The organism is Nonomuraea sp. NPDC050202 (assembly GCF_040656115.1).
Taxonomy (GTDB): domain Bacteria; phylum Actinomycetota; class Actinomycetes; order Streptosporangiales; family Streptosporangiaceae; genus Nonomuraea.
In genome coordinates this window covers 628755-650624 of sequence record NZ_JBFALF010000002.1, presented here as the reverse complement: position 1 = coordinate 650624, position 21870 = coordinate 628755, and the positions used below count along the sequence as shown (strand labels likewise).

Sequence of the window (21870 nt, the reverse complement as noted above, 5' to 3'; positions counted from 1 at the left end):
CGTCGCGGGTTCGCACGCCCGGCCTCGGGTCAGCCTTCGTCGCCGTCGCCCTCGTCACCGAAGGGCAGCCACGGGTCGAAGTCCCACGGGTACGGGTCTTCCTCGTGGCCGTCCTTGATCGGCTCGTGGTCGTCCTCGATCGGCTTCCGGTCGTCGCTGACCGGCTTGCGATCGTCCTTCACCGGCGGCTCCACCGGCAGTTGGGGGGCCGGCTCGGCGTGGTGGTGCCGGTCGCCCGAGGCGTGGTGGTCGTGCTCGTAGTAGTGATCGTGGTGCCGGCGGTGGTGGTGCCCGTGGCAGCGCCGGCCGCCGCACCAGCGCCGACCCCACGAGCCGTCGCCGCACCGGCGGTCGCCACAGCCCAGCGCCGGCTTCTCACCGGTGACGTATCCGGCGCCGGCCGGGACGGCGGACGCGCCTGCGCTCGCGCCGGCGACCCCTTGGCCCGCGGGAAGGAGCATGATGCCCGCGGTGGCGCCGGCCACGGCGAGCGCCGCGAAACGTCGACGACCTCGGCGATTATGTGGATTTTCGGTATTCACGTGCATTCTTTCCGTCCTGGGTAGTTCGACCCGGAATCCCGCGTCCCTTTTTGGGAACACTCGGATAAGGGGCGACGTACCCATGCACGCAATCGCCTTTACCTCCACCGATCGAAATAACCTGTCAAAGCCCAACGCAAATAGCCGCGGTATTCAATCCCTTTTGCGCTATTACGGGCCCGAAAGGGTGGGGGCAGTCGCCAGCACGTCCCTGGCGAGGGCGAGATCACCCTCCAGGTCGGCGGGGAAATCGGCGGGATCGCCCCTTCCGCCGAGCAGGAAGCAGAATTTCTTCACGTCCGCCGTGATGTGCGCGTCGGGCTCGCCCGGCCCGGCGTCCTCCACGCCCAGCGCGACGCGCCACTCGCCGCCGCCCTCGCCGGTCAGCGTGAGGTGGAGGGTGCGGCCCGTGCCGTCCACGCCGCCGAAGAGCATCGTGAAGGGCAGCAGGCGGGCGCACAGGTCGGCCGTGGGGTGGATGTGCCGCGCGATCGGGTCGGGCAGGCGGATCTCGGCCGTCTCGGCCGCGTCGGAGGTGTGGATCCACGTCTCCAGGCAGCGGGCCAGGATGTGGTCGTTGACCGGCGCCTCCAGGCCGTCGAGCGTGGCCTGGGTCGTCGGGGGCAGCTCGGCCAGGTGACGGCAGAGGGCGTCCGCCTGCGCGCGCCAGTCCCTGCGGGTCTGCTCGGGGCTGCGGGCCCGCTCGTACGCCTGGACGTCGCTCGTACGGGACAGCGAGTCGGCCGCGCCGATCGGCGGGCCCAGCACGGGAGCGCCGACGGAGGCGGCCAGCAGGCCGTCCTTGGCGGCCAGGTGGGCGACGAGCTCCTGGAGCGTCCAGCCCTCGACGATGATCCGCGACCAGTCGTCGTCCACCGCCGAGGCGAGCAGCGCGTCCATGGCGGCCACGCGGCCGGCGTACGGCTCCACCCAGGCGGCGGTGGGGGCCGCCGGCCGGCGCCGGGCCCGGGCCCCGGCGAGGAGCTGGGGCCGCAGCGAGCGGGCCGGCACCTCGGGGTCCTCCATCAGCGCGTCGAGGTAAAGACGCTCGACGGGGTCCATCACACCTCTTCCTGAGCATGCGGGTACGCCTCGGCCGTGTGCGGCGGCCTGGCGTCCATCACACTTCTTCCTCTGCCAGCGCGTCCGCCAGGCGCCGCAGCGCCAGCCGGATGCGCGATTTGGCCGTTCCCTCCGGCACGCCGAGCTCCTCGCCGACCTGCCGGTAGGTCCTGCCTCCGAAATAGGCGAGCTCCACCGCCTCGCGTAAGCCGTCGGGCAGTGACGTCACCGCCTGGCGCACCCGCTGGGCCTCGTCGGCGGCCAGCACGGTGTCCTCGAGTCTGGTGGGCTCGCGCTCGAACAGCCTGGGCCCGAGCGCCGACACCCGCCTGCGCTCCTCGGCCCGCACGTGGTCGACCGCACGCCGGTGCGCGATCGTGGCCAGCCAGGCGCGCAGGGTGCCGCGTTCCGGGTCGTAGGCCAGTGGCCGCTCCCAGAAGACCAGGAAGACCTCCTGCGTGATGTCCTCGGCGATCACCCGGTCCCTGGTGACCCGCAGGGCGAGACCGAAGATCAGCGAAGAGAGCCGATCGTAGACCTCCCCCAGCGCGGACTCATCGCCGCCGACCACCCGCTGGTGCAGCAGGCGGTCGTCGTACGGTGCCTCCACTGGCACCACACTCCCGTTTATTCCGGACCAAGGCGGTAGGTGCGCCGCGACCCGAGCATGTCACTATTCGCACCAAATGTAGAGCTGGATGACCGCCGGGCAAGACTCTTTCGCGCCACGATAAGGTCGAAAGGTAACAACGGAGGGAGCAATCGCCATGGCCACCACCCGCACCGCCACTACCCAGTGGAAGGGCGCCCTGCTCGACGGCTCGGGCACCGTCTCGCTCGACACCTCGGGTGTCGGCACGTTCGAGGTCTCCTGGCCGTCCAGGGCCGAGTCTGCCAACGGCAAGACCTCCCCCGAGGAGCTCATCGCCGCCGCCCACTCCTCGTGCTTCTCGATGGCGCTCTCGCACGGCCTCGCCGGGGCCGGCACGCCGCCGGAGTCGCTGCAGACCAGCGCCGACGTGACGTTCCAGCCGGGCGAGGGCATCACGGGCATCGTGCTCACGGTGAAGGGGCACGTTCCCAACATCACGGCCGAGCAGTTCCAGGAGGCGGCCGAGACGGCCAAGGCCAACTGCCCGGTGAGCAAGGCCCTGGCCGGCACGACGATCAGCCTCAAGGCCGAGCTCCTCTAGTCCCTTGGTCGCGCGGGGAACGGCGATGTGGTCATCGGAAGACCAAGAGCGCTTTCGCGTGCGACAATCGGGTCACATGCGCGAGGTCTGGCCGGGCGAGCCCTATCCACTCGGCGGCACCTGGGATGGCGTTGGCACCAGCTTTTCGGTGTTCTCCGAGGTCGCCGAGCGGGTCGAGCTGTGCCTCTTCCACGATGACGGCTCCGAGGAACGCGTCGACCTGCCCGAGGTCGACGGGTTCGTCTGGCATGGCTACCTGCCGGGCATCCAGCCGGGGCAGCGGTACGGCTACCGGGTGCACGGGCCGTACGAGCCGTCGCAGGGTCACCGGTGCAACCCGGCCAAGCTGCTGCTCGACCCCTACGCCAAGGCCATCGACGGCGACCTGACGTGGAACCAGGCGCTGTTCCCCTACTACTTCACCGATCCCACCCGGCGCAACACCGAGGACAGCGCGCCGTACATGCCGAAGAACGTGGTGATCAACCCGTTCTTCGAGTGGGGCAACGACCGGTCGCCGCGCATCCCGTACCACGAGACCGTGATCTACGAGGCGCACGTGCGCGGGCTCACCATGCGCCACCCCGACGTGCCGCCCGACCTGCGTGGCACGTACGCCGGGGTGGGGCATCCGGCGATCATCGACCATCTGCTGTCGCTCGGGGTGACGGCGGTCGAGCTGATGCCGGTGCACCACTACGTGCCCGAGCACTTCCTGGTCGCGCGGGGGCTGACGAACTACTGGGGCTACAACACCATGGCCTACCTGGCCCCCCACGGGCGCTACTCCAGCGCCGGCACCAGGGGGCAGCAGGTGCTGGAGTTCAAGGCCATGGTGCGGGCGCTGCACGAGGCGGGCATCGAGGTCATCCTCGACGTGGTCTACAACCACACGGCCGAGGGCGACCACATGGGGCCCACGCTGGGGTTCAGGGGGATCGACAACGCCGCCTACTACCGGCTGCACGACGGCGACCGGCGCTACTACCTCGACTACACCGGGTGCGGCAACTCCCTCAACGTGCGCTCGCCGCACGCCCTGCAGCTCATCATGGACTCGCTGCGTTACTGGGTGCTGGAGATGCACGTCGACGGGTTCCGCTTCGACCTGGCCTCGGCGCTGGCCAGGGAGCTGCACGACGTCGACCGGCTGAGCGCGTTCTTCGACCTGATCCAGCAGGATCCGGTGATCTCGCAGGTCAAGCTGATCGCCGAGCCGTGGGACGTGGGCCCCGGCGGTTACCAGGTGGGCAACTTCCCGCCGTTGTGGACGGAGTGGAACGGCAAGTACCGCGACATCGTCCGCGACTTCTGGCGGGGCACGCACTCCGCGCTGCCCGAGTTCGCCTCCCGCCTGACCGGCTCCGCCGACCTGTACGAGTCCTCCGGCCGCCGCCCCGTCGCCTCGATCAACTTCGTCACCTGCCACGACGGGTTCACGCTGAACGACCTGGTCTCGTACGACCACAAGCACAACGAGGCCAACGGCGAGGACAACCGCGACGGCACCAACGACAACCGCTCCTGGAACTGCGGCGCGGAGGGCCCGGTCGAGGATCCGCAGATCGTCACGCTCCGCCGCCGCCAGCGCCGCAACTTCCTGGCCACGCTGTTCCTGTCGCAGGGGGTGCCGATGCTCTCCCACGGCGACGAGATCGGGCGCACGCAGCGCGGCAACAACAACGCCTACTGCCAGGACAACGAGCTGGCCTGGGTCGACTGGTCGCTGGTGAACGCCGAGTCGGAGCTGCTGGAGTTCGTGCGGGCGCTGGCGAAGCTGCGCCGCGAGCACCCGGTCTTCCAGCGGCGGCGCTTCTTCCACGGGCGCCATCCCGACAACGGGGCCCGCGACCTGGTCTGGCTGACGCCCGGCGGGCGGGAGATGACGGCCGGCGACTGGCACATCAGCTACGCCAAGTCGCTGATGGTCTACCTGAACGGCGAGGCGATCACGGAGATGGGGCCGCGCGGCGAGCGGATCGCGGACGACTCGTTCCTGCTGCTGATCAACGCGCACCACGAGAGCCTGCCGTTCACGCTGCCGGGCGAGGAGTTCGGCACGCGCTGGCTGCCCGTGCTGGACACCACGCATGACGTGGTGGAGGAGGGGTTCGCGGACGACGGGTGGCAGGCGGGCGACCTGGTGGCCGTCACGGCGCGCTCGCTGCAGGTGCTGCGCCGGCCCAGGAGCGGCAAGTCGTAGGGGCGGTTCAGAAGACGCGGGCCGCGCTGGCCGTGAGGAAGACCAGCGTGAACGCCGTCACCCCGGCCAGGCCGTGCAGCGTCACGGCGAGGGCGGGGAAGCCGCGGCCCGCCATCCGGTGGCGGCCGGCGCCGAGCCAGCGGGTGGACATCGCGAAGCCGAGCAGGGCGGCCGCCGCCAGGCCCGCGAAGGCCGCCCAGGCGAGCGCGCGGCTGCCCGTGGCGAGGCCGGCGGCGTAGCAGGCCAGCGCCGACACCGCCAGCGCCGGGTGGGCGAAGACGAGGGCGGCGGGGAAGCGGGTGACCTTGGCGCGGCGCAGGCCGCCGCCCGCCAGCCACAAGGAGAGCAGGTGAACCCCGGCGAGCGCGGCGACCGTCCATGCCGCGGCGGTGAGCAGGCCCACAGCGCGCCTCCCTCGATCCCCATCCCTCTCGTTACGTTAAGCGGAGAATTGCCGGTACGTCCGCCGATACGGGAAAAGCGGTATCCGTCCGCAAAACCCCTGGCCGATCGGATGTCGGTGGCGTGTGCCAAGGTAGAGGGGTGCGGCGCATCTATCCCGACATACAGGACAACCCGGATATCGTGCAGGCCTACGCCTACCCCGACGACCGGCCATGGCTGCGGCTCAACATGGTCGCCAGCGCCGACGGCGCCGCCTGGCTGAAGGGGCGGTCGGGCCCGCTGTCGAGCAAGGGCGACAAGCGGATCTTCCAGACCCTGCGCGGGCTGGCCGACGTGGTCGTCGCGGGCGCCTCGACCGTGCGCAAGGAGGGGTACGGCCCCGTCCCGCCGCGCGACACGTGGGCGGAGATCAGGCAGGGGCGGCCCGAGGTGCCGCCCATCGCCGTGATCACCCGCAGCCTCGCGCTCGATCTCGACGGCGAGCTGTTCTGCGACGCCCCCAGCAGGACGATCGTGATCACCTGCGAGGCCGCGCCGCACGAGCGGCGCAAGGAGGCGGCCAAGCTCGCCGACCTGATCGTGGCCGGCGAGGAGAGCGTCGACATGCGGCAGGCCGTGGCCGCGCTGCACCAGCGCGGCCTGACCAGGGTGCTGTGCGAGGGCGGGCCCCGGATCAACGCCCAGCTCTCGGCCTGCGACCTGGTCGACGAGCTGTGCCTGTCGATCAGCCCGCTGCTGGTCGGCGGCGGTGCGGCGCGCATCCAGAACGGCGAGCCCGCGCAGGTCACACTGGATCTCAACCAGGTGCTGGAGGAGGATGGCGTCCTCTTCTGCAAGTACGCGAGGGCCACCCACGGGGACGAGGGAGCGCAGCCATGACCGATGAGCCGACCGCACCGGAGGTGGCCGAGGAGCCGGAGCCGGTGCCCAACCTGCCGGTACGGCCGCCGGTGGCGCCGATGCTGGCCAAGCCGGTCAAGGCCATGCCCAAGCAGGACGGCACCCTGCTCTACGAGCCGAAGTGGGACGGGTTCCGCTGCATCATCTTCCGCGACGGCGACGAGGTCTACCTGGGCAGCCGCAACGAGCGGCCGTTCACCCGCTACTTCCCCGAGCTGGTCGAGGCGGTCAGGGCCGAGCTGCCCGACAAGGTGGTGATGGACGGCGAGATCGTGCTGCCGGTGGGCACGCAGCTCGACTTCGACGCCCTGCAGCAGCGCATCCATCCGGCCAAGTCGCGGGTGACGATGTTGTCGGAGCGCACGCCGGCGCAGTTCATCGCGTTCGACCTGCTGGCGCTGGGCGACGAGTCGCTGATGGAGACGCCGTTCTCCGAGCGGCGGGCGCGGCTGGAGGGGTTGTTCGGCGAGAAGGCCGGCTCGGTGCGGCTGACGCCCGTCACGACCGCCTACGAGCAGGCCCTCGAATGGTTCGAGACGTTCGAGGGGGCCGGGCTCGACGGCATCATCGTCAAGCCGGGCGACCAGCCGTACGTCCCGGACAAGCGCACGATGTTCAAGGTCAAGCACGAGCGCACCGCCGACGTGGTGATCTGCGGCTACCGCGAGCACAAGACGGGGCCGATCGTGGGGTCGCTGCTGCTCGGCCTGTACGGCGACGACGGGCGGCTGCACCACGTGGGCGTGGCGGCCTCGTTCCCGATGAAGCGCAGGGCCGAGCTGGTCGAGGAGATCAAGCCGTACCTCGCGGAGCTGAGCGAGCACCCCTGGGGCCACTGGGCGGAGCAGGCGCAGGCCAACCTGGGCCAGCCGGCCGCCGGGCCGGCCACGGGCGGGCAGCGGGTGCCGGGCGCGGTGTCGCGGTGGAACGCCAAGAAGGACCTGTCGTTCATCCCGCTGCGGCCGGAGCTGGTGATCGAGGTGGCATACGACCAGATGGAGGGCGACCGGTTCCGGCACACGGCGCAGTTCCGGCGGTGGCGGCCCGACCGTACGCCCGAATCGTGCACGTATGAGCAGTTGGAGCGTCCGGTTAGTTACAACCTCGATGACATCCTTGCCCGCTAGCACCGAATCCCGTTATATCTCGACATATGAATACAGGGGATGAGTTACGGGCCGCCGTGTCCGCGCGGCGGGATCTGGGGCCCGAGTACGAGAACGAGGTCGTGGACTCGTTCCTCGACAAGATGGGCCAGGAGATCGACCGGCGGGTCGACGAGCGGCTCGCCACGGCCGCGCCCAAGGCCGGGCCGGTCAACCAGACCGTGGCCGACGGGCAGCGGCTCGCCCTGGCCATCGTCTCGCTGGTGCTGGGCACGGGGGCCACGCTCGCCTTCGTCCTCACCGACAGCAAGGCGCCCTACGTGATCCCGGTCTGGATCGCCATCGTCATCGTGAACGTGATCTTCAACAGCAGCCGGGGGAAGGGCTAGACCAGCCAGATCAGCCCGGCGAACCGGCCGCCGGGCTGCTCCCTGCGGTGGGAGTAGAGCTCCTGCGCCTCGATCGTGCAGCGCGCGTCGTGGCGCACGTCGGCCAGGCCCGCGGCCCGTAGCTGGGCCTCGATCCCGGCCCGCAGGTCGAGCGCGGGCGTCTGCCAGGACGTCGTGGACCACGTCGCGGGCACCCTGGCCGCCACCCGCTCGCGCAGGTCGGCGGGCACCTCGTAGCAGCGGCCGCACGCGCCGGGGCCGATCAGCGCGACCATCCTGCCCGGCTCGGCGCCCTTGGCCGCCATGGCCTCCACCAGCGTCGTGGCGATGCCCGCCTCGGTGCCGGGGCGGCCGGAGTGCGCCGCGCCCACCATGCGGGCCACCGGGTCGGCCACCAGCACCGCGGGGCAGTCGGCCCCGAGCGAGGCCAGCGCCAGGCGCGGCTCGGTGGTGAACACGCCGTCGAGCGGGGGCGGGTCGTCGCCGAAGGGCTCGCTCACGTACGCGACGTCGGCGCCGTGCACCTGCCGCATGAACACCACGGCCCGCACGCCCAGCTCGTCCCTGACGCCGTCGCGGTTGGCGCGCACGTTCGCCGGGTCGTCGCCGACCAGGCCGCCGAGGTTGCGCGAGCCGTAGGGCGGGGCGCTGACGCCGCCGTGGCGGTCGGTGACGGCGACGTGGACACCGGGGGCGAGCTCCATGACCCCGATCCTAGAACCACTGATCCGCCGCCGGGGTGCCGCCCATGCTCACGGCGTGCTTCCTCGACGCGCCGCGCCGCGACCTCGTACGGGTATCGCCCGGCCGCCCCGAGCCGGCCGGGCGCGGGCTGCTCAAGGCCGTCTGCCTGGGGCGGCTCGGCACCGGGCAGGGGCGGCCGGCCGTGCTGCAGGCCGGCCGCCGCGGGATGGACTTCCGGGACCGGCCGCACACGTGCCGGGGGCGGGTGATATCGACGGTGGGGAACCGGGCAGAGCTGGAGCTGTGGGGCGAGGACGACACCGGCCGTCGCACCACGCTCGGGCGTGCCGAAGTGATCGATGACGAGGAGATCCCCTGATGACCAGCCTTGCCGACCTCCATGCCCTGATGTCCCGGCTCGGGCACCCGGTCGTAGGGTCCGCCGCGCCCTCCGGGTCCGGGTTCGCGGACGGGGCGCCGTACCGTTTCGAGATCCCCAGCGTCGAGGGGCCCGAGGTGCTGGAGGCGGTGGTCGCGGAGGCCGACCGGCTCGGCGTGCCGGTCGCCAGGACCTCGCAGGGCAGCGGCGTGATGATGCTGACCGACGAGGAGATCACGCGGATGGCGCGGATCGGGGCCGAGCGGGGCATCGAGGTGAACCTGTTCCTCGGGCCGCGCGCCGCCTGGGACACCGGCGGCCAGGCCAAGCTCACGCAGGCCGTCGGCGCCGCCGCACGCGGCAACGCGATGGTGGCGGCGTGCCTGGCGGACGCGCTGCGGGCCTGCTCGCTGGGCATCCGCAGCCTGCTCGTCGGCGACCTCGGGACGCTGGACCTGCTGCGCGAGCTGAAGGCGGACGGGACGCTGCCCGCGAACCTGGTCCTGAAGACGTCGGTGCTGATGCCGCTCACCAACGGCCCGACCGCGGCCCTGTACGAGCGGCTCGGCGCGACCACCGTCAACGTGGGCACCGACCTCACCGTGCCGCACCTGGCCGAGATCCGGGCCGCCACCGGGCTGCCGATCGATCTCTACCTGGAGGTGCCGGATGACCAGGGCGGGTTCGTCCGCTTCTACGAGGCCGTGGAGATCGTCCGGGCCGCCGCTCCCGTCTACCTGAAGATGGGGCTGCGCAACGCGCCCAACATCTACCCCTCGGGCGGGCATCTCGGAGCGGTGCCCAAGGAGCTGGGACGGGAGCGGGTACGGCGGGCGGCGCTGGTGCAGCGGCTGATCGAGCAGCTCGACCCGGCGCTGGCCAAGCCGTCGCAGACCTCCGACCTCGGCGTGCCCGAGCTCTGACGCGTCAGGCGTGCAGGCGGTGGATCCTGAGGGGCCCACCGCCCCAGCGGCCGATCGCCTCCTCGTCGGCGAAGGCGAGCACGCGCATCATGTTCCCGCCGTCGCTCAGCTTCACGTTGCGGCGCAACCTGGCGACCAGGTCGGCGGGCAGCCTGGTGGTGCCGGCCTCGATCGTGTCGCCGTAGTGCGGGGCGAAGGCCACCCCGGCGAAGCCGGTACGGCCGAGCAGCGTGCGCACGGTCTCCGAGGAGTAGAACATCAGGTGGTTCTTGGTGAAACCGCTCCAGGCGGCCCCGTACGCCTTGAGCAGCAGTGACCGCGCGTTCACCGTCAGGATGAGCAGCACGCCCCCCGGCGCCAGCAGGCTGCGGAAGCGCTGGAAGTCCTCCAGCGGCCTGGGCAGGTGCGCGAGCACCGACCAGAGGGTGATCACGTCGAAGCCGCCGGCCGCGATCTCGGGCACGTCCTCGGGCGCCCCGAAGTAGGTGCGGGCCCTGCTGAGCCGCTGGTTGGCCTGCTCGACCGACTCCGGCGACAGGTCCACCCCGTAGGCGTCGAAGCCGCGCTGCTCGGCCAGCTCCAGGAACAGCCCGACCCCGGAGCCGAAGTCGAGCAGCCGCCGCTCCTTGCCCTCGTCGAACACCGGGGCGAACGACCTCATGGTGAGGTCGTAGCGGCGCTGCCGGTTGGCGGCGTACTTCCCGGTCAGGAAGTTGCTGTAGCCGGTGGCGTACAGGTCGCCGAGCCGCTCGGGGCGCACGTTGGGATTGCGGTAGAGGAAGCCGCAGGACGGGCAGCGGACGACGTGGTAGCGCCAGCCATTCCCGCCGGTGGGGGTGAAGAGCGGCTGCTGGCGGGACTCCCCGCACATCATGCAGCTCAGGAACTCCTCGATCTCGCCCAGGGACCGCAGCCCCTGGTACTCGGCCAGCGACATGACCGGCGCCCGCCTGAGCAGCAGGCGCCACTGCGCCTCCCGGATGAGCCGTTCCCCCGGACGGACATAGACCCGCTGTCCCCACGGGACGCGGTCGTAACGCGAGCCGTACGCCAGCCGGCCGAGCATTCTGTGTGCCATAGCCACCACCCTTTGTGCGTTTGTGTGCCCGTGCGCTTCCCGGCTATGCGTGCGTCTCCGGGCACTTTGCATGATCTTTGGGCTGGTCGAGGTTATTGAGCAAGCATATGCTTGGTCCATGCGTGAGTTCCGCAACCTCATCGGCGGCGAGCTGGTCCCCGCCCCCCGCACGATGGACACGGTCAACCCGGCCACGGGCGAGGCGTGGGCCACGATCCCGGCCGGCGGCGCCGCGGAGGCCGAGGCGGCCGTCGAGGCGGCCGGGCGCGCCTTCCCCGCCTGGTCGGCGCTGCCCGCCCTGGCCAGGGCGCACCACCTGCGCAAGGTCTCGGAGGTGTTCGGCCGGCACGCCGAGGAGCTGGCCAGGCTGGAGACGCGCGACAACGGCCGGATCCTGCGCGACACCCTCAAACGGGACCTGCCGGGCATGGCGCACCTGTGGCAGCTCGCCGCCGGGCAGTGCCTCGACGCGGTCAGGGGCGACACCGTGCTGCTCGGGCCGGACGCGCTGGGGCTGACGCGGCGCGAGCCGTACGGGGTGGCGGTCTGCGTCATCCCGTGGAACTCCCCCATCTCGACCTTCTCCGCCAAGGCCGCCTACGCGCTGGCCGCCGGCAACACGGTGATCGTCAAGCCGGCCGAGCAGGCGAGCGCGTCCGTGCTGCGGCTGGGCGAGCTGCTGGCGGAGGTGTTCCCGCCCGGGGTGCTGAACATCGTCAGCGGCCTGGGCGAGGAGGTCGGCGACGCCCTCGTACGGCACCGCGGCGTCGGCAAGATCAGCCTCACCGGCTCGACCGCCACCGGCCAGGCCATCACGCGGGCCTCGGCGGACGCGCTCAAGCCGATGACGTTCGAGCTGGGCGGCAAGTCGCCCAACATCGTCTTCCCCGACGCCGACCTGGACGCCGCCACCCAGGGCGTCACCGTGAACTCCGTCTACACGGGCAACGCCGGGCAGGTGTGCGTGGCCGGCTCGCGCATCCTCATCCACCGCTCGATCTGGGACGAGATGCTCGGGCGCATCGAGCGGGCCTGCGCCGGGCTGGTCCTCGGGGACCCGCTCGACCTGGCGACCACGATGGGGCCGATCGTGTCGGCCGGCCAGTACGAGCGGGTCACGTCGTACCTGGAGCTGGCCGAGAAGGAGGGCGCGCGGCTCGTCTTCGGCGCGCGGACCGGCGCGGACGTGGTGCCCGCGCTGCCCGGCGGCTACTGGGTGGCGCCCACGCTGTACGCGACCGAGGACAACGCGCTGCGCGTGTGCCAGGAGGAGATCTTCGGGCCGGTGGCGGTGGCCATCCCGTTCTCCACCGAGGAGGAGGCGGTGGCGATCGCGAACGACTCGCCCTACGGGCTGGCCGCCGGGGTGTGGACGCGCGACCTGGGACGGGCGCACCGGCTCATCCGGGATCTGCGCAGCGGTACGGTGTGGGTGAACACGTTCAGGCAGATGCCGCCCGGGCTGCCGTTCGGCGGGGTCAAGGACAGCGGGTACGGCCACGATTCGGTCCTGGAGTACACCCGGGAAAAGGCCGCCATTATCCAGATCTAGTTGGATAGATTTACCCCTCATGAGCGAGGGGATCAAGGACCATTCCGGGCTGTCCGAGGCGGCCGCCCAGTCCCGGGCCTCGGTGCTGCGCAGCCGGGCAGAGTCGTACATCGCGCTCTCGCGGCACGACGCCGCGATCGCGGACCTGACCGAGGCGATCGCGCTGGCACCGGACAACGCCCGCGCCTGGCGGCTGCGCGGGGAGAGCCACCGGGTGACCGAGCGGTACGAGGCCGCGCTGGAGGACTTCGGCGAGGCGCTGCGGCTGGAGCCCGACAGCGCGTACGCCCTCGGCTCGCGCGGCCAGACCTACGCCGCGATGGGCCGCCTGGACGAGGCCATGGACGACTTCGAGCACGCGCTCACCCTCTCGCCCGAGTCGTTGTGGATCCTGGAGGCGAAGGCGGACGCCCTGGTGGACCTGGACCGGCTGGACGAGGCGCTGGCGGAGCACTCCAAGATCATCTCTTTGGACGAGGAGCTCGCGTACTCGTGGGTGGCCCGCGGCGACCTGTACCAGCGGATGCAGCTCTACACGGAGGCCGTCGACGACTACACCAGGGCGCTGGAGGCGGACCCCGACTACGTGCGCGCGCTGAGCCGGCGGGGGGAGGCGTTGCGGATGATGGACCGGTACGAGGAGGCGCTGGCCGACCTGAACCGGGCGCTGGAGCTGGAACCGGGTAACGACCGGGCGCTCGGGAGCCGGGGAGCGGTGCTGAGCGAGCTGGGGGACAACGAGGCGGCGCTGAAGGATCTGGACGCGGCGATCGAGCTCGATCCCGAGTACGTGTGGGCGTTCCGGGTGCGGGGGGAGATCCTCCAGGAGCTGGACCGGCACGAGGATGCCATCTCCGACTTCACCCGGGCCCTGCACCTGGACTTCGGCGACTGACCCCGGCGACCGGCTCCGGCGACCGGCTCCGGCGGGTGACTTCGGCGGGTGGCTCCGGCGGCTGGCTCCGGCGGCTGGCTCCGGCGGCGGCCGGACGCCACCGGGCGGACGCCACCGGGCGCGCGCGTGCGGCGCGCACGTCCGATGGTGGCTTATCCGCACACGTCCGATGGCGGCTCATCGCAGGCGGCGGTGGCCTTCGGTGGCGAGCCACTCCACGGCCGCCGCTCCCGCCGACGGCAGGATCGAGATGTGACCGTCGCGGGGCGACAGGCGGAGCTCGGCCGTGGGGCAGTGACGGGCCAGCCGATCGCCATGGCCGGCGGGCACGACACGGTCCTTGGCGCCGTGGACGAGCAGGATCGGGGCGGTGACGGCGGCCGGGTCGCAGCCCCATGGCGTCACGTACGCCAGGTCGTCGTCGATCAGCCCGCCCGGCCCCTTCGCCACGGCGGGGCCGACCACGCTGTCGAACCAGGACCACTCCCCCTCGAACGCCGCATGGTCCTCGGGGGTGAACATCTCCGGGTCGTACGCGGCCGCGGCCTCGTGACGTTCCTTGGCCGCCCGTCCCCGGGCGGCGGCTCGCAGGGAAGCCTCGCAGGAAGGCGCCATGCCCGCGAACCAGTCGAAGTCATCAGCCGCACGCGCCTCCCGATCGGCCCGGCCGCGCTCCGCCTCGCCCGCCGCGTCATGCGGGGCGAGCCCTCCTGCGGCGTAGGGTGCCAGGCCGGACACGCTCAGCACGGCCAGCACGCGCTCCCCCAGCAGGGCCGCGCAGGCCAGGGCGTGGGAGGCGCCGCCCGAGTGGCCCATGACGGCGAAGCGGCCGAGGCCCAGCGCGTCGGCGATCCGGCTCGCGTAGCCGGCCGCCGACGCCAGGGTGCGGCCGGGTTCGGGGGTGGAGCCGCCGTAGCCCGGGCGATCGTAGGAGATCCAGCGCAGGCCGAGGCGGTCGTCGAAGAGCGGCGCTGGCGGCGCGCCGATGTTGGGCGTGCCGTGGTGCCACAGGACCGGCAGGCGGTCGGTGGCTCCCGGAGCCGTGTCGTAGACGTGCAGGATCCGGCCGTCACCGATCGTGAGTTCGAATTCCTTCGTCACGGGGACAAGCCTAGCCGCCGCCGGGACCGCGTTCGACGGCCCCTCTCGTACGAGGGGCCGCAGAGCGACGCGTGAGGTCCCGGCGGGCGGTGTCACAGGGTCAGCAGGGCGCTGACCGGCAGGCGCGAGTCCGACAGGGGGCGGATGGCGATGCGGAGCAGCGCCAGCGCGTTGTCGTCGCCCGCGATGCGGTTGGCGCTGAGCCCACCGCACGACTGGCAGCAGTGGATGATCAGCCACTCCCCGTCGCGCCGGACGGTGACGCTCAGCGCCGCCATCCGGCCCCGGCACCCCGCCCGCCGGTCCCCCGGTACGCGGTGATCGACGTGCAGGCTGGTCAGGCAGTGCGGGCAGTGGTTGCGGTGCGCGGTGCCCGGTGCGATCATCGGCACGTCCATGCGGCACCCGACGCAGCGGAACGCGTCGCCGGGCTCGCCGTGATGTGCTTTCTTGCTCCGTTGCGGCCGTTCCCGGCCCGGGTTCCTCCTGGGCATGTCACAGATCACCGAACGCCTCGAGCGGGAACGGCGGCTGCGCCAGCGGCCGTACGGCCATGCGCATGAGGATGAGCTGGTTGTCGTCCCCGCAGATGGGGTTGGACGTGAGCTCACCGCACCGGGTGCAGCGATGGATGATCATCCACTCACCGGTACGCAGGACGGCGATCGAGATGGGGATCATCCGTGATCTGCACTCGTCGAGCAGGTGCAGCGAGTGCAGGCAGCTCGGACAGTGGTTGCGACGAACACCGTCCGGCGCGTTCGCGGTGACCGTCAGGCCGCAGCGTACGCACTGGAACGTCTCGGTGCTCGCGATGGAACGGGATTTGCCGTTGGCAGACAACCTGGGTACTCCTTGCCGGAATGGTCGTTCTCAGGACAGCAAGGGAGCCCTGGCGTGCCTCGCGGGCATGCTCTTGATGTGGCGGGTGGTCGTTAGGGGCAGGATCCGCCTAGGACACGGCGAGGCGCGCAGGGCGCGGTGCCAGGCATAAATCCCCCTCCTTGACGGGCACGACAGGCCCGGATGTCTCCACTGAACGGACGCCTGCGAGCGTAACGGGGCACGACGGCCGATCGCCAACCATTTTTCCGGTGGCCACCGACCGAACGAAGTTCTAGGGTCGGCTCATGGGCATCGGGCTGACCGAGGAGCACCAAGCGCTGGCGGCCTCCGTACACGGGCTGGCCGGGCGGGGCGCCGATCACGCGGCACTGGCGGGGCAGGGGCTGCTGGGGCTGCACCTGCCGGAAGAGTGCGGCGGGCAGGGGTTCGGGCTGCTGGAGCTGTGCGTGGCGGTGGAGGCACTGGGCGAGCGGCGGGTCTGCGGGGGGTACCTGCCGGCCGTGCTGGCCTCGGCGGTGCTCGGCTCGTACGGCGCCGAGCTGCCCGGTGACACCCGGCTGGAGTTGCTGCGCGGGCTCGCCGGCGGCTCCCTGACCGCCGCCGTGGCGCTGCCGCCCGGCTGCGCGATCGGCTCGGCGCGGGCCGATCTGTTCGTCGTACCGGCCGGTGATGGCGGGTGGGCGGTGCTCGATCGGGGCGACGTCACCGCCCAGCCCGTGGAGGGGATCGATCCGGACCGGCCGCTGTGCTCCGTCGCCGCACGCGCCGTGCCCGCCGACCGGCTGCTCGGGGCGGCTCCGGTACGTGAGCTCGGCGCCGTGCTGCTCGGCGCCGACGCGTGCGGGGTCGCGGCCTGGGCCGTGGCGACGGCGGCCGGGCACGCCAAGGTCCGCGAGCAGTTCGGGCGCCCGATCGGGCAGTTCCAGGGGGTCAAGCACCGGGTGGCGGGCGCCTTGGTGGCCCTGGAGCAGGCACGGGCCGCCGTGTGGGACGCCGCCAGAGCCCTGGACGAGTCCCGCGGCCCGAACACCTCTTCCGGCGCGGGGCCGGTCACAGGGACGGTCACAGGGACGGTCACAGGGCCGGTCACGGAGGCGTTGCCCGGCGGTCTTGCCGAGGAGGTGCGGCTGGCCGTGAGCGTGGCGGCCGTGCTGGCGCCCGACGCCGCCGTCCGGTGCGCGGCGGACGCGATCCAGGTGCTGGGCGGCATCGGCTACACCTTCGAGCACGACGCGCACCGCTACTACCGCAGGGCCCTGTCCGGCCGCATGCTGGCCGGCGACCCCGGTCCGTGGGCCGAGGAGGCGGAACGGCTGGCGGTGGCGGGGGTGCGGCGGCGGATGGAGCCGGACCTGCCGGAGGAGGCCGCCGCCGTCAGGGACGCCATCCGGGCGCAGGCCGCGTCGCTGCGCGCCGAGGAGCAGGCGGCCAGGCGGGCCAGGCTCGCGCGGGAGGGATGGATGATGCCGCATCTCCCACGCCCCTGGGGCCGGTCCGCCACACCGCTGGAGCAGGTGATCATCCACCAGGAGTTCCGCGACCTCGGCCGCCCGAACCTGGGCATCGCCGCCTGGGCGGTCCCGTCCATCGTCCGGTACGGCACCCGCGAGCAGCAGGAACGTTTCCTCCCCGGAACGTTCGCCGGCGAGATCGTGTGGTGCCAGCTCTTCAGCGAGCCCGGCGCCGGCTCGGACCTGGCGGGGCTGGCGACGAGGGCCGCGCGGGTGGAGGGCGGCTGGTCGCTGACCGGCCAGAAGATCTGGACGTCCCTGGCGCAGTACGCCCACTGGGGCATCTGCCTCGCCCGCACCTCCCCTGACAGGCCCAAGCATGACGGCATCTCCTACTTCCTGGTGGACATGTCGTCCCCGGGCGTCACCGTCAGGCCGCTCAAGGAGATCAACGGGGACGAGATCTTCAACGAGGTGTTCCTCGACGACGTGTTCGTGCCGGACGACCTGGTCGTCGGCGCGGTGGACGAGGGCTGGCGGGTGGCCCGCGACACGCTCTCCCACGAGCGGGTCGCGCTCGGCGACTCCTGGGGCCCGGGCTCGCGGCACACCGACATGGCCCGGCACGTCTCCCGGCTGCCCCCGCTCAGGCAGGCGCAGCGCGAGCAGGCGGGCCGCCTGTGGGCCGAGGGCCAGGCCATCTCGGCGCTCGGCCTGCGGGTGACGCTGTCGCAGCTCGCCGGCGCCGACCCGGGCGCGGCTCCGAGCGTACGCAAGCTGCTCGGCATGCGGCACGCGCAGGCGATCTCGGAGTTCTGCTGGTCGCTGGACCCGTCGGACCGTCACTGGAGCCGCATGATCCTCACCACCCGGGCGTTCACGATCGGCGGCGGCACGACGGAGGTGCAGCTCAACATCATCGCCGAGCGCGCGCTCGGCCTCCCCCGTGATCCGTGATCAGCGCTCGGGATAGTACGGGGCCGCGAGGTGGGCGTACACGATCGTGTTGTCCTCGTAGCTGTGCGCCTGCCGGTCGAACGCGCCGCCGCAGGTCACCAGGCGCAGCCCCGGATAGCCGAGCTTGCCGTAGACCTTCCTGGCGGGGAAGCTGCGCTTCGGGGTGTGCTCGACCTTGTCGACGACGAAGACGGCCACCGAGCGGTCGGCCCGCAGCACCTGCACCTGGGCGCCGCGCTTGACCTCCTTGAGCCGGGCGAAGGCGGCGGGGCCCGTCCGCGTGTCCAGGTGTCCGGTGATCACGGCGGCGCCGCGCTGGCCGGGGACGGGGCCGTAGCGGTACCAGCCGGCCAGGTTCGGCGGGTCGAACGGCGGGTTCTGGATGGCGCCCTTCGCGTCCAGGCCCAGCTCCATCAGCGGGGCGGCCACGCCGATGGAGGGGATGTAGACGGCGGTGGGGCGGGCCGCGCGCATGGGCTTCGCCACCTTGGACGCTGGTATGCCGGCCAGTTCCTTGAGCGGCGCGGCGGGGGCGCTGGACTGCCGGGCCGCCGGGACGGTGGCCGTGTCGCCGCCTCCGCCGAGCGCGCCGCCGACGCCGAGCACGATCAGCAGCACTCCCGCCATCGACACGGCCACCGCCCCGCCCAGCACGAGCCGGTTCCCCGGCGCTCGCCGTGGCGGGGGCAGGTCAGCCGGCATCCTTGCGGCGCCGTACCGCGAAGCCGGTCAGGCCCGCGCCGGTCAGCAGTGCCGCCCCGCCCACCGCGAACGGCCACACCGGCCCGCCGGCCGCGAGCCCGCCGCCGCCCGTCTCCGGATGGCCCTTGGGCACCCGGTGCTCGTCCTCTCCCGCCGGCCGCCACGGAGGCTGCTCCCCGGCAGGCCAGGAATCGGTGGGTACGGGCGCGTTCGACCAGGACTCGTTGGGCTCGGGCACCTCGGGGTGTCCGGGCGGGTTCGACCATGAATCGTCGGGTTCGGGCGCCTCGGAGTGCCCTGGCACGCCCGACCATGAATCGCCGGGTTCGGCGTCGCCCGACCAGGAATCGTCCGAGGGCTCGTCGCAGAGCAGCGGCAGGTGCACCAGGCAGGCGGAATCCGTGCCCGGGACCTGGGGATCAGTGCCGGCCCAGGCGGGGCCGGCGAGGCCGACGGCCAGGCTCACCCCGGCCACCGCGAAGGCGGTGGCCGCTCCAGCCGCTGCGAGACGTCGCGCTCTTGCCATGAGAAGGCTCCAGACTCGGTTGTCGCCCCCCGATGCACAACGAGAGCCTTGCGAACTATTAGACCGGCAGTCAAGTAATGTGACCGAAGTGAAACCGTCCAGACACGGAGGGTTTGGCTCTGGCGCGGCGTGGCAGGAGAACTCCACAAAGGGGGACAAAACGCCATGAGCAATCCACAACAACCAGAGCTACGCAGGTCAGGCAAGGGCAGCACCGACTCCAAGTCCGCGGACGCCGTCAAGGAGACGAAGAGCGGAGCCCGGCGTTCCGGCCACCCGCACGGCACGGACAAGGGTCGCAAGGGGGGCGGCAAGGGCGGCGGCGTGCCCCCGGCCCAGCGACCACAACACCCGGAGTGAAGTCACGTGAAAGGAAGCCTGCAGTTCATCGGGAACGCCACCACGCTGATCCGTTACAACGGCTTCACGCTGCTGACGGACCCCAACTTCCTGCACCGGGGGCAGCGGGCGTACCTGGGGTACGGCCTGTCGTCGCGCCGCCTCACCGACCCGGCCGTGGAGATCGAGGATCTGCCGCCGCTGGACGCGGTGCTGCTGTCCCACATGCACGGCGACCACTGGGACAGGGTGGCGCGGAGGGGCCTGGACAAGGCGACGCCGGTCATCACGACCACGGCGGCGGCCGGCCGGCTGCGCCGCCGCGGCTTCCGCAGGAGCGTGGGGCTGGAGAACTGGGAGCAGCACGAGCTACGCGGCCCGGACGGCACCGTGCGGATCACCGCGCTGCCCGCCAAGCACGCGCCGGGCGCGGCCGAGGCGCTGCTGCCGCCGGTGATCGGCACGATGGTGGAGTTCTGCAACCGCGACGAACGGGTCGAGCTGCGCCTGCACATCAGCGGTGACACGCTGCTCGACCGCCGCCTCGACTCGATCCCGCGCCGCTTTCCCGACATCGACCTGGCCATCGTGCACCTGGGCGGCACCAAGCTCGGCACCCTGCTCGTGACCATGGACGGCGAGCAGGGCGCCGCGTGGGTGGATCTGATCAACCCGCACACGGTGGTGCCGGTCCACTACGACGACTACTCGGTCTTCAGCTCGCCGCTGGACGACTTCCGCCATCACGTCGAGCAGGCCGGCCTGGCCGACCGGGTCGTCTACCTGGACAGGGGCGAGACGCGCGAACTGGCGCCGCATCACCTGGTACGCCGCTGACCCGCGCCGAGCCGGGTGACCTCGTCACGGCGCGGACGCGTGTCAGCCGGGCGACCTCGTCACGGCGCGGACGCGTGTCAGCCGGGCGACCTCGTCACGGCGCGGACGCGTGTCGGCCGGGTGACCGCCGGGCGGCGCGCGCGCTGCCGGAACCGCCGTTTCGACGTCGGCCGAGCCATCGGTGCACTACGATCTGCGACGGAATCGTGTCGCAACGTGAGCATCGTCGGAAGCGGGCGGTCATCCCCATGAAGCATGCGCTCAGGCTGGCCGCGGCCGCACTGGTCATCGCGGGCGTGGCGGCGATCGGGTGCGACGGCACGGCGTCCATGACCGAGCGGCCGCAGATCATCCCCCTGCCGGGCCCCCAGGCGACGGAGCTCGCGGTGCCCACGTTCGGCTCGCCCCCGCCGTCCGTGCCGTCACCCCTGCCCGAGTCGAAGCCGGAGCCGAGCCCCGCGTCGAGCACGGAATCGAGCGCGGGATCGAGCACGGGATCGAGCACGGCTCCGAAGCCGACCTGAGCCGGCGCGGTTCAGGTGTCGGACCTGGCCTTGCTCGGCTGGACCCGCTTGGGCTCGCCGGGCATCTTCGGGTAGTTCGGCGGGTACGGCAGGTCGCCCCGCTCGTCCTCGGCGTACAGGCCGAGAAGAGGCTCGATCGAGTACGCCCGGTCGTCGATCGCCGCGTGCACGTCGCCCAGCTTCGCGAAGCGGGCGGGCACCGTGCGGATGTCGAAGTCGCGCGGGTCGGCGTCGGCGAGCTCGTCCCAGGTCAGCGGCGTGGAGACGGGGGCGTGCGGCTGGGCGCGCACCGAGTACGCGCTGGCCACGGTGCGGTCCCTGGCGTTCTGGTTGTAGTCGATGAACACCCGGTCGCCCCGCTCCTCCTTCCACCAGGCCGTGGTCACCAGGCTCGGGTCGCGGGCCTCGACGGCCCTGGCCAGGGCGATGCCCGCGTGGCGTACCTGGATGAAGTCCCAGCGCGGCTCGATGCGGACGGCGATGTGCGCGCCGCGGTTGCCCGAGGTCTTCACGAAGCCTTCCATGCCCAGCTCGCCGAGCACCTCCCTGGTCAGGAGCGCGGCCCTGCGCGCGGCGTCGAACTCCAGCCCCGGCTGCGGGTCCAGGTCGATGCGCAGCTCGTCGGGGTGCTCGACGTCGGCCGCCCGCACCTGCCAGGGGTGGAAGTCGATGGTGCCGAGGTTGGCGCAGTAGGCGATGGCCGCGACCTCGGTGACGCGCAGCGACTGCGCCGTGCGCCCGCTGGGGAAGGTCACGGTGACCGATTCCAGCCAGTCGGGGTGCTTGGGCGGCATGCGCTTCTGGTAGATGGCCTCCGTCTGCACGCCGTCGGGGTGGCGCTTGATGTTCGTGGGCCGGTCCTTGAGCGCGCGCAGCGCCCCCTCGCCGACGCTCACGTAGTATTCGACCAGTTCCCGCTTGGTGGCGCCGATCTCAGGAAAGTAGACCTTGTCGGGATTGGTGACCTTGACGGTCCGCTCCCCCACCTCGAGCTCTATGTACGGCGATGCCATGCCCCCGAACCTACTCCAAGCGGGGTGGGCCCGTCCCGGAGCCGCCTCGGTGGCGGGACCGAGGGCTCGACGGGACGGGCCGCGAGACCATCCGCCGCCGTTCCGGGCGCTGGCGCGCCACCCGGCCGGCCGTGGCGATCCCCAGCGGCGCCAGCACGGGCGTGGGCTGTGCCGCTCGGCGGGATCTGCGGATGATCACCCCTTGGCAAGGAGGCGATGACACCCCCTTGCCTACAAAGACGCAAATTCACCCCAGAACAGAT

25 protein-coding genes are annotated in these 21870 nt (G+C 71.9%); 13 read left to right on the top strand and 12 right to left on the bottom strand.

Translation table 11 applies throughout. The features are described 5' to 3' along the window. Positions 1-29: 29 nt before the first annotated feature. The 3 genes from AB0I79_RS08270 to AB0I79_RS08260 all read right to left on the bottom strand — a co-directional run bounded on the left by AB0I79_RS08270 (position 30) and on the right by AB0I79_RS08260 (position 2220). A complete protein-coding gene (locus AB0I79_RS08270; protein ID WP_357868711.1) occupies positions 30-461 on the bottom strand; it encodes a hypothetical protein in 432 nt (143 codons plus the stop codon). Between the two features lie 252 nt (positions 462-713). Beyond that, positions 714-1604, bottom strand: coding sequence for a maleylpyruvate isomerase family mycothiol-dependent enzyme (locus AB0I79_RS08265; protein ID WP_357868708.1), 891 nt, complete (start codon positions 1602-1604; stop codon positions 714-716). 58 nt (positions 1605-1662) lie between these two features. Next, the gene (locus AB0I79_RS08260) at positions 1663-2220 is read right to left on the bottom strand and encodes a sigma-70 family RNA polymerase sigma factor (protein WP_357868705.1); all 558 of its coding nucleotides are present in this window, start codon (positions 2218-2220) and stop codon (positions 1663-1665) included. A 151-nt stretch (positions 2221-2371) separates the two neighbouring features. Between AB0I79_RS08260 and AB0I79_RS08255 the strand changes: the two genes are divergently transcribed. After that, the gene (locus AB0I79_RS08255; RefSeq protein ID WP_185102645.1) at positions 2372-2797 is read left to right on the top strand and encodes an OsmC family protein; all 426 of its coding nucleotides are present in this window, start codon (positions 2372-2374) and stop codon (positions 2795-2797) included. Positions 2798-2873: 76 nt separating this feature from the next. Beyond that, positions 2874-5000: a glycogen debranching protein GlgX gene (gene glgX / locus AB0I79_RS08250; RefSeq protein WP_357868702.1), complete on the top strand. Its 2127-nt coding sequence runs from the start codon at positions 2874-2876 to the stop codon at positions 4998-5000. A gap of 7 nt (positions 5001-5007) precedes the next feature. Here the strand turns inward: glgX and AB0I79_RS08245 are convergent, their stop codons facing one another. Then, entirely contained in the window at positions 5008-5403 is a 396-nt protein-coding gene (locus AB0I79_RS08245; protein ID WP_357868699.1) for a hypothetical protein, read from the bottom strand. A gap of 140 nt (positions 5404-5543) precedes the next feature. Between AB0I79_RS08245 and AB0I79_RS08240 the strand changes: the two genes are divergently transcribed. From AB0I79_RS08240 to AB0I79_RS08230, 3 genes are read left to right on the top strand one after another with little or no spacing between them, the layout of a single operon-like run. Then, entirely contained in the window at positions 5544-6284 is a 741-nt protein-coding gene (locus tag AB0I79_RS08240; protein ID WP_357868696.1) for a pyrimidine reductase family protein, read from the top strand. Continuing rightward, positions 6281-7432, top strand: a complete 1152-nt coding sequence (locus tag AB0I79_RS08235) for an ATP-dependent DNA ligase (protein WP_357868693.1) — start codon at positions 6281-6283, stop codon at positions 7430-7432. Before AB0I79_RS08240 ends, AB0I79_RS08235 begins: the two co-directional genes overlap by 4 nt. A gap of 26 nt (positions 7433-7458) precedes the next feature. Next, a complete protein-coding gene (locus AB0I79_RS08230; protein ID WP_357868690.1) occupies positions 7459-7800 on the top strand; it encodes a hypothetical protein in 342 nt (113 codons plus the stop codon). Here AB0I79_RS08230 and pgeF read toward each other — a convergent pair. Beyond that, positions 7797-8504, bottom strand: coding sequence for a peptidoglycan editing factor PgeF (pgeF, locus tag AB0I79_RS08225; protein ID WP_357868687.1), 708 nt, complete (start codon positions 8502-8504; stop codon positions 7797-7799). The genes AB0I79_RS08230 and pgeF overlap by 4 nt on opposite strands. 44 nt (positions 8505-8548) lie before the next feature. Here pgeF and AB0I79_RS08220 point away from each other — a divergent pair, with 44 nt between their 5' ends. Together AB0I79_RS08220 and AB0I79_RS08215 are read left to right on the top strand one after the other, a co-directional pair. Further along, a complete protein-coding gene (locus tag AB0I79_RS08220; RefSeq protein ID WP_357868684.1) occupies positions 8549-8863 on the top strand; it encodes a hypothetical protein in 315 nt (104 codons plus the stop codon). Then, complete coding sequence (locus tag AB0I79_RS08215) at positions 8863-9786, top strand: U32 family peptidase (RefSeq protein WP_357868681.1); 924 nt, start codon at positions 8863-8865, stop codon at positions 9784-9786. The genes AB0I79_RS08220 and AB0I79_RS08215 overlap by 1 nt, the downstream gene beginning before the upstream one ends. Positions 9787-9790: 4 nt before the next feature. On the opposite strand, the gene AB0I79_RS08210 is transcribed toward AB0I79_RS08215, so the two are convergent. After that, complete coding sequence (locus tag AB0I79_RS08210; protein ID WP_357868679.1) at positions 9791-10864, bottom strand: class I SAM-dependent methyltransferase; 1074 nt, start codon at positions 10862-10864, stop codon at positions 9791-9793. A gap of 118 nt (positions 10865-10982) precedes the next feature. Here AB0I79_RS08210 and AB0I79_RS08205 point away from each other — a divergent pair, with 118 nt between their 5' ends. Then, the gene (locus AB0I79_RS08205) at positions 10983-12416 is read left to right on the top strand and encodes an aldehyde dehydrogenase family protein (RefSeq protein WP_357868676.1); all 1434 of its coding nucleotides are present in this window, start codon (positions 10983-10985) and stop codon (positions 12414-12416) included. Between the two features lie 19 nt (positions 12417-12435). Next, complete coding sequence (locus tag AB0I79_RS08200) at positions 12436-13311, top strand: tetratricopeptide repeat protein (protein WP_357868673.1); 876 nt, start codon at positions 12436-12438, stop codon at positions 13309-13311. 177 nt (positions 13312-13488) lie between these two features. Here AB0I79_RS08200 and AB0I79_RS08195 read toward each other — a convergent pair whose 3' ends face one another. From AB0I79_RS08195 to AB0I79_RS08185, 3 genes are all read right to left on the bottom strand, one after another. Continuing rightward, positions 13489-14412, bottom strand: a complete 924-nt coding sequence (locus AB0I79_RS08195) for an alpha/beta fold hydrolase (RefSeq protein ID WP_357868670.1) — start codon at positions 14410-14412, stop codon at positions 13489-13491. 92 nt (positions 14413-14504) lie between these two features. Then, positions 14505-14906, bottom strand: a complete 402-nt coding sequence (locus AB0I79_RS08190; protein WP_357868667.1) for an RNHCP domain-containing protein — start codon at positions 14904-14906, stop codon at positions 14505-14507. Between the two features lies 1 nt (position 14907). Beyond that, positions 14908-15255: an RNHCP domain-containing protein gene (locus AB0I79_RS08185; RefSeq protein WP_357868664.1), complete on the bottom strand. Its 348-nt coding sequence runs from the start codon at positions 15253-15255 to the stop codon at positions 14908-14910. Between the two features lie 287 nt (positions 15256-15542). Here AB0I79_RS08185 and AB0I79_RS08180 point away from each other — a divergent pair, with 287 nt between their 5' ends. Beyond that, complete coding sequence (locus AB0I79_RS08180; RefSeq protein WP_357868661.1) at positions 15543-17666, top strand: acyl-CoA dehydrogenase; 2124 nt, start codon at positions 15543-15545, stop codon at positions 17664-17666. On the opposite strand, the gene AB0I79_RS08175 is transcribed toward AB0I79_RS08180, so the two are convergent. Together AB0I79_RS08175 and AB0I79_RS08170 are read right to left on the bottom strand one after the other, a co-directional pair. Further along, positions 17667-18320: a class F sortase gene (locus AB0I79_RS08175; RefSeq protein ID WP_357868658.1), complete on the bottom strand. Its 654-nt coding sequence runs from the start codon at positions 18318-18320 to the stop codon at positions 17667-17669. Between the two features lie 37 nt (positions 18321-18357). Further along, positions 18358-18894: a hypothetical protein gene (locus AB0I79_RS08170; protein WP_357868656.1), complete on the bottom strand. Its 537-nt coding sequence runs from the start codon at positions 18892-18894 to the stop codon at positions 18358-18360. A gap of 165 nt (positions 18895-19059) precedes the next feature. Between AB0I79_RS08170 and AB0I79_RS08165 the strand changes: the two genes are divergently transcribed. The 3 genes from AB0I79_RS08165 (at position 19060) to AB0I79_RS08155 (ending at position 20594) form a co-directional block, all read left to right on the top strand. Next, entirely contained in the window at positions 19060-19254 is a 195-nt protein-coding gene (locus AB0I79_RS08165) for a hypothetical protein (protein ID WP_357868653.1), read from the top strand. 6 nt (positions 19255-19260) lie between these two features. Further along, positions 19261-20070 carry an MBL fold metallo-hydrolase gene (locus tag AB0I79_RS08160; RefSeq protein WP_357868650.1) on the top strand — a complete coding sequence of 270 codons (810 nt, stop codon included), beginning with the start codon at positions 19261-19263 and terminating at the stop codon, positions 20068-20070. 248 nt (positions 20071-20318) lie between these two features. After that, on the top strand, positions 20319-20594 hold the full coding sequence (locus AB0I79_RS08155; RefSeq protein WP_357868647.1) for a hypothetical protein: 276 nt from the start codon (positions 20319-20321) through the stop codon (positions 20592-20594). A gap of 11 nt (positions 20595-20605) precedes the next feature. Here the strand turns inward: AB0I79_RS08155 and ligD are convergent, their stop codons facing one another. Continuing rightward, positions 20606-21607: a non-homologous end-joining DNA ligase gene (gene ligD / locus AB0I79_RS08150; RefSeq protein WP_357868644.1), complete on the bottom strand. Its 1002-nt coding sequence runs from the start codon at positions 21605-21607 to the stop codon at positions 20606-20608. Between the last annotated feature and the right edge of the window lie 263 nt (positions 21608-21870).

Excerpts from the sequence above, each read along its gene's own strand:
- AB0I79_RS08235 (WP_357868693.1), top strand. The coding sequence starts at position 6,281 with ATGACCGATGAGCCGACCGCACCGGAGGTGGCCGAGGAGCCGGAGCCG.
- AB0I79_RS08210 (WP_357868679.1), bottom strand. The coding sequence starts at position 10,864 with ATGGCACACAGAATGCTCGGCCGGCTGGCGTACGGCTCGCGTTACGAC.
- AB0I79_RS08265 (WP_357868708.1), bottom strand. The coding sequence starts at position 1,604 with ATGGACCCCGTCGAGCGTCTTTACCTCGACGCGCTGATGGAGGACCCC.
- AB0I79_RS08155 (WP_357868647.1), top strand. The coding sequence starts at position 20,319 with ATGAAGCATGCGCTCAGGCTGGCCGCGGCCGCACTGGTCATCGCGGGC.
- pgeF (WP_357868687.1), bottom strand. The coding sequence starts at position 8,504 with ATGGAGCTCGCCCCCGGTGTCCACGTCGCCGTCACCGACCGCCACGGC.
- AB0I79_RS08270 (WP_357868711.1), bottom strand. The coding sequence starts at position 461 with ATGCTCCTTCCCGCGGGCCAAGGGGTCGCCGGCGCGAGCGCAGGCGCG.
- AB0I79_RS08180 (WP_357868661.1), top strand. The coding sequence starts at position 15,543 with ATGGGCATCGGGCTGACCGAGGAGCACCAAGCGCTGGCGGCCTCCGTA.
- AB0I79_RS08215 (WP_357868681.1), top strand. The coding sequence starts at position 8,863 with ATGACCAGCCTTGCCGACCTCCATGCCCTGATGTCCCGGCTCGGGCAC.
- AB0I79_RS08165 (WP_357868653.1), top strand. The coding sequence starts at position 19,060 with ATGAGCAATCCACAACAACCAGAGCTACGCAGGTCAGGCAAGGGCAGC.
- AB0I79_RS08255 (WP_185102645.1), top strand. The coding sequence starts at position 2,372 with ATGGCCACCACCCGCACCGCCACTACCCAGTGGAAGGGCGCCCTGCTC.
- AB0I79_RS08220 (WP_357868684.1), top strand. The coding sequence starts at position 8,549 with ATGCTCACGGCGTGCTTCCTCGACGCGCCGCGCCGCGACCTCGTACGG.
- AB0I79_RS08170 (WP_357868656.1), bottom strand. The coding sequence starts at position 18,894 with ATGGCAAGAGCGCGACGTCTCGCAGCGGCTGGAGCGGCCACCGCCTTC.
- AB0I79_RS08200 (WP_357868673.1), top strand. The coding sequence starts at position 12,436 with ATGAGCGAGGGGATCAAGGACCATTCCGGGCTGTCCGAGGCGGCCGCC.
- AB0I79_RS08190 (WP_357868667.1), bottom strand. The coding sequence starts at position 14,906 with ATGCCCAGGAGGAACCCGGGCCGGGAACGGCCGCAACGGAGCAAGAAA.
- glgX (WP_357868702.1), top strand. The coding sequence starts at position 2,874 with ATGCGCGAGGTCTGGCCGGGCGAGCCCTATCCACTCGGCGGCACCTGG.
- AB0I79_RS08205 (WP_357868676.1), top strand. The coding sequence starts at position 10,983 with ATGCGTGAGTTCCGCAACCTCATCGGCGGCGAGCTGGTCCCCGCCCCC.
- ligD (WP_357868644.1), bottom strand. The coding sequence starts at position 21,607 with ATGGCATCGCCGTACATAGAGCTCGAGGTGGGGGAGCGGACCGTCAAG.
- AB0I79_RS08230 (WP_357868690.1), top strand. The coding sequence starts at position 7,459 with ATGAATACAGGGGATGAGTTACGGGCCGCCGTGTCCGCGCGGCGGGAT.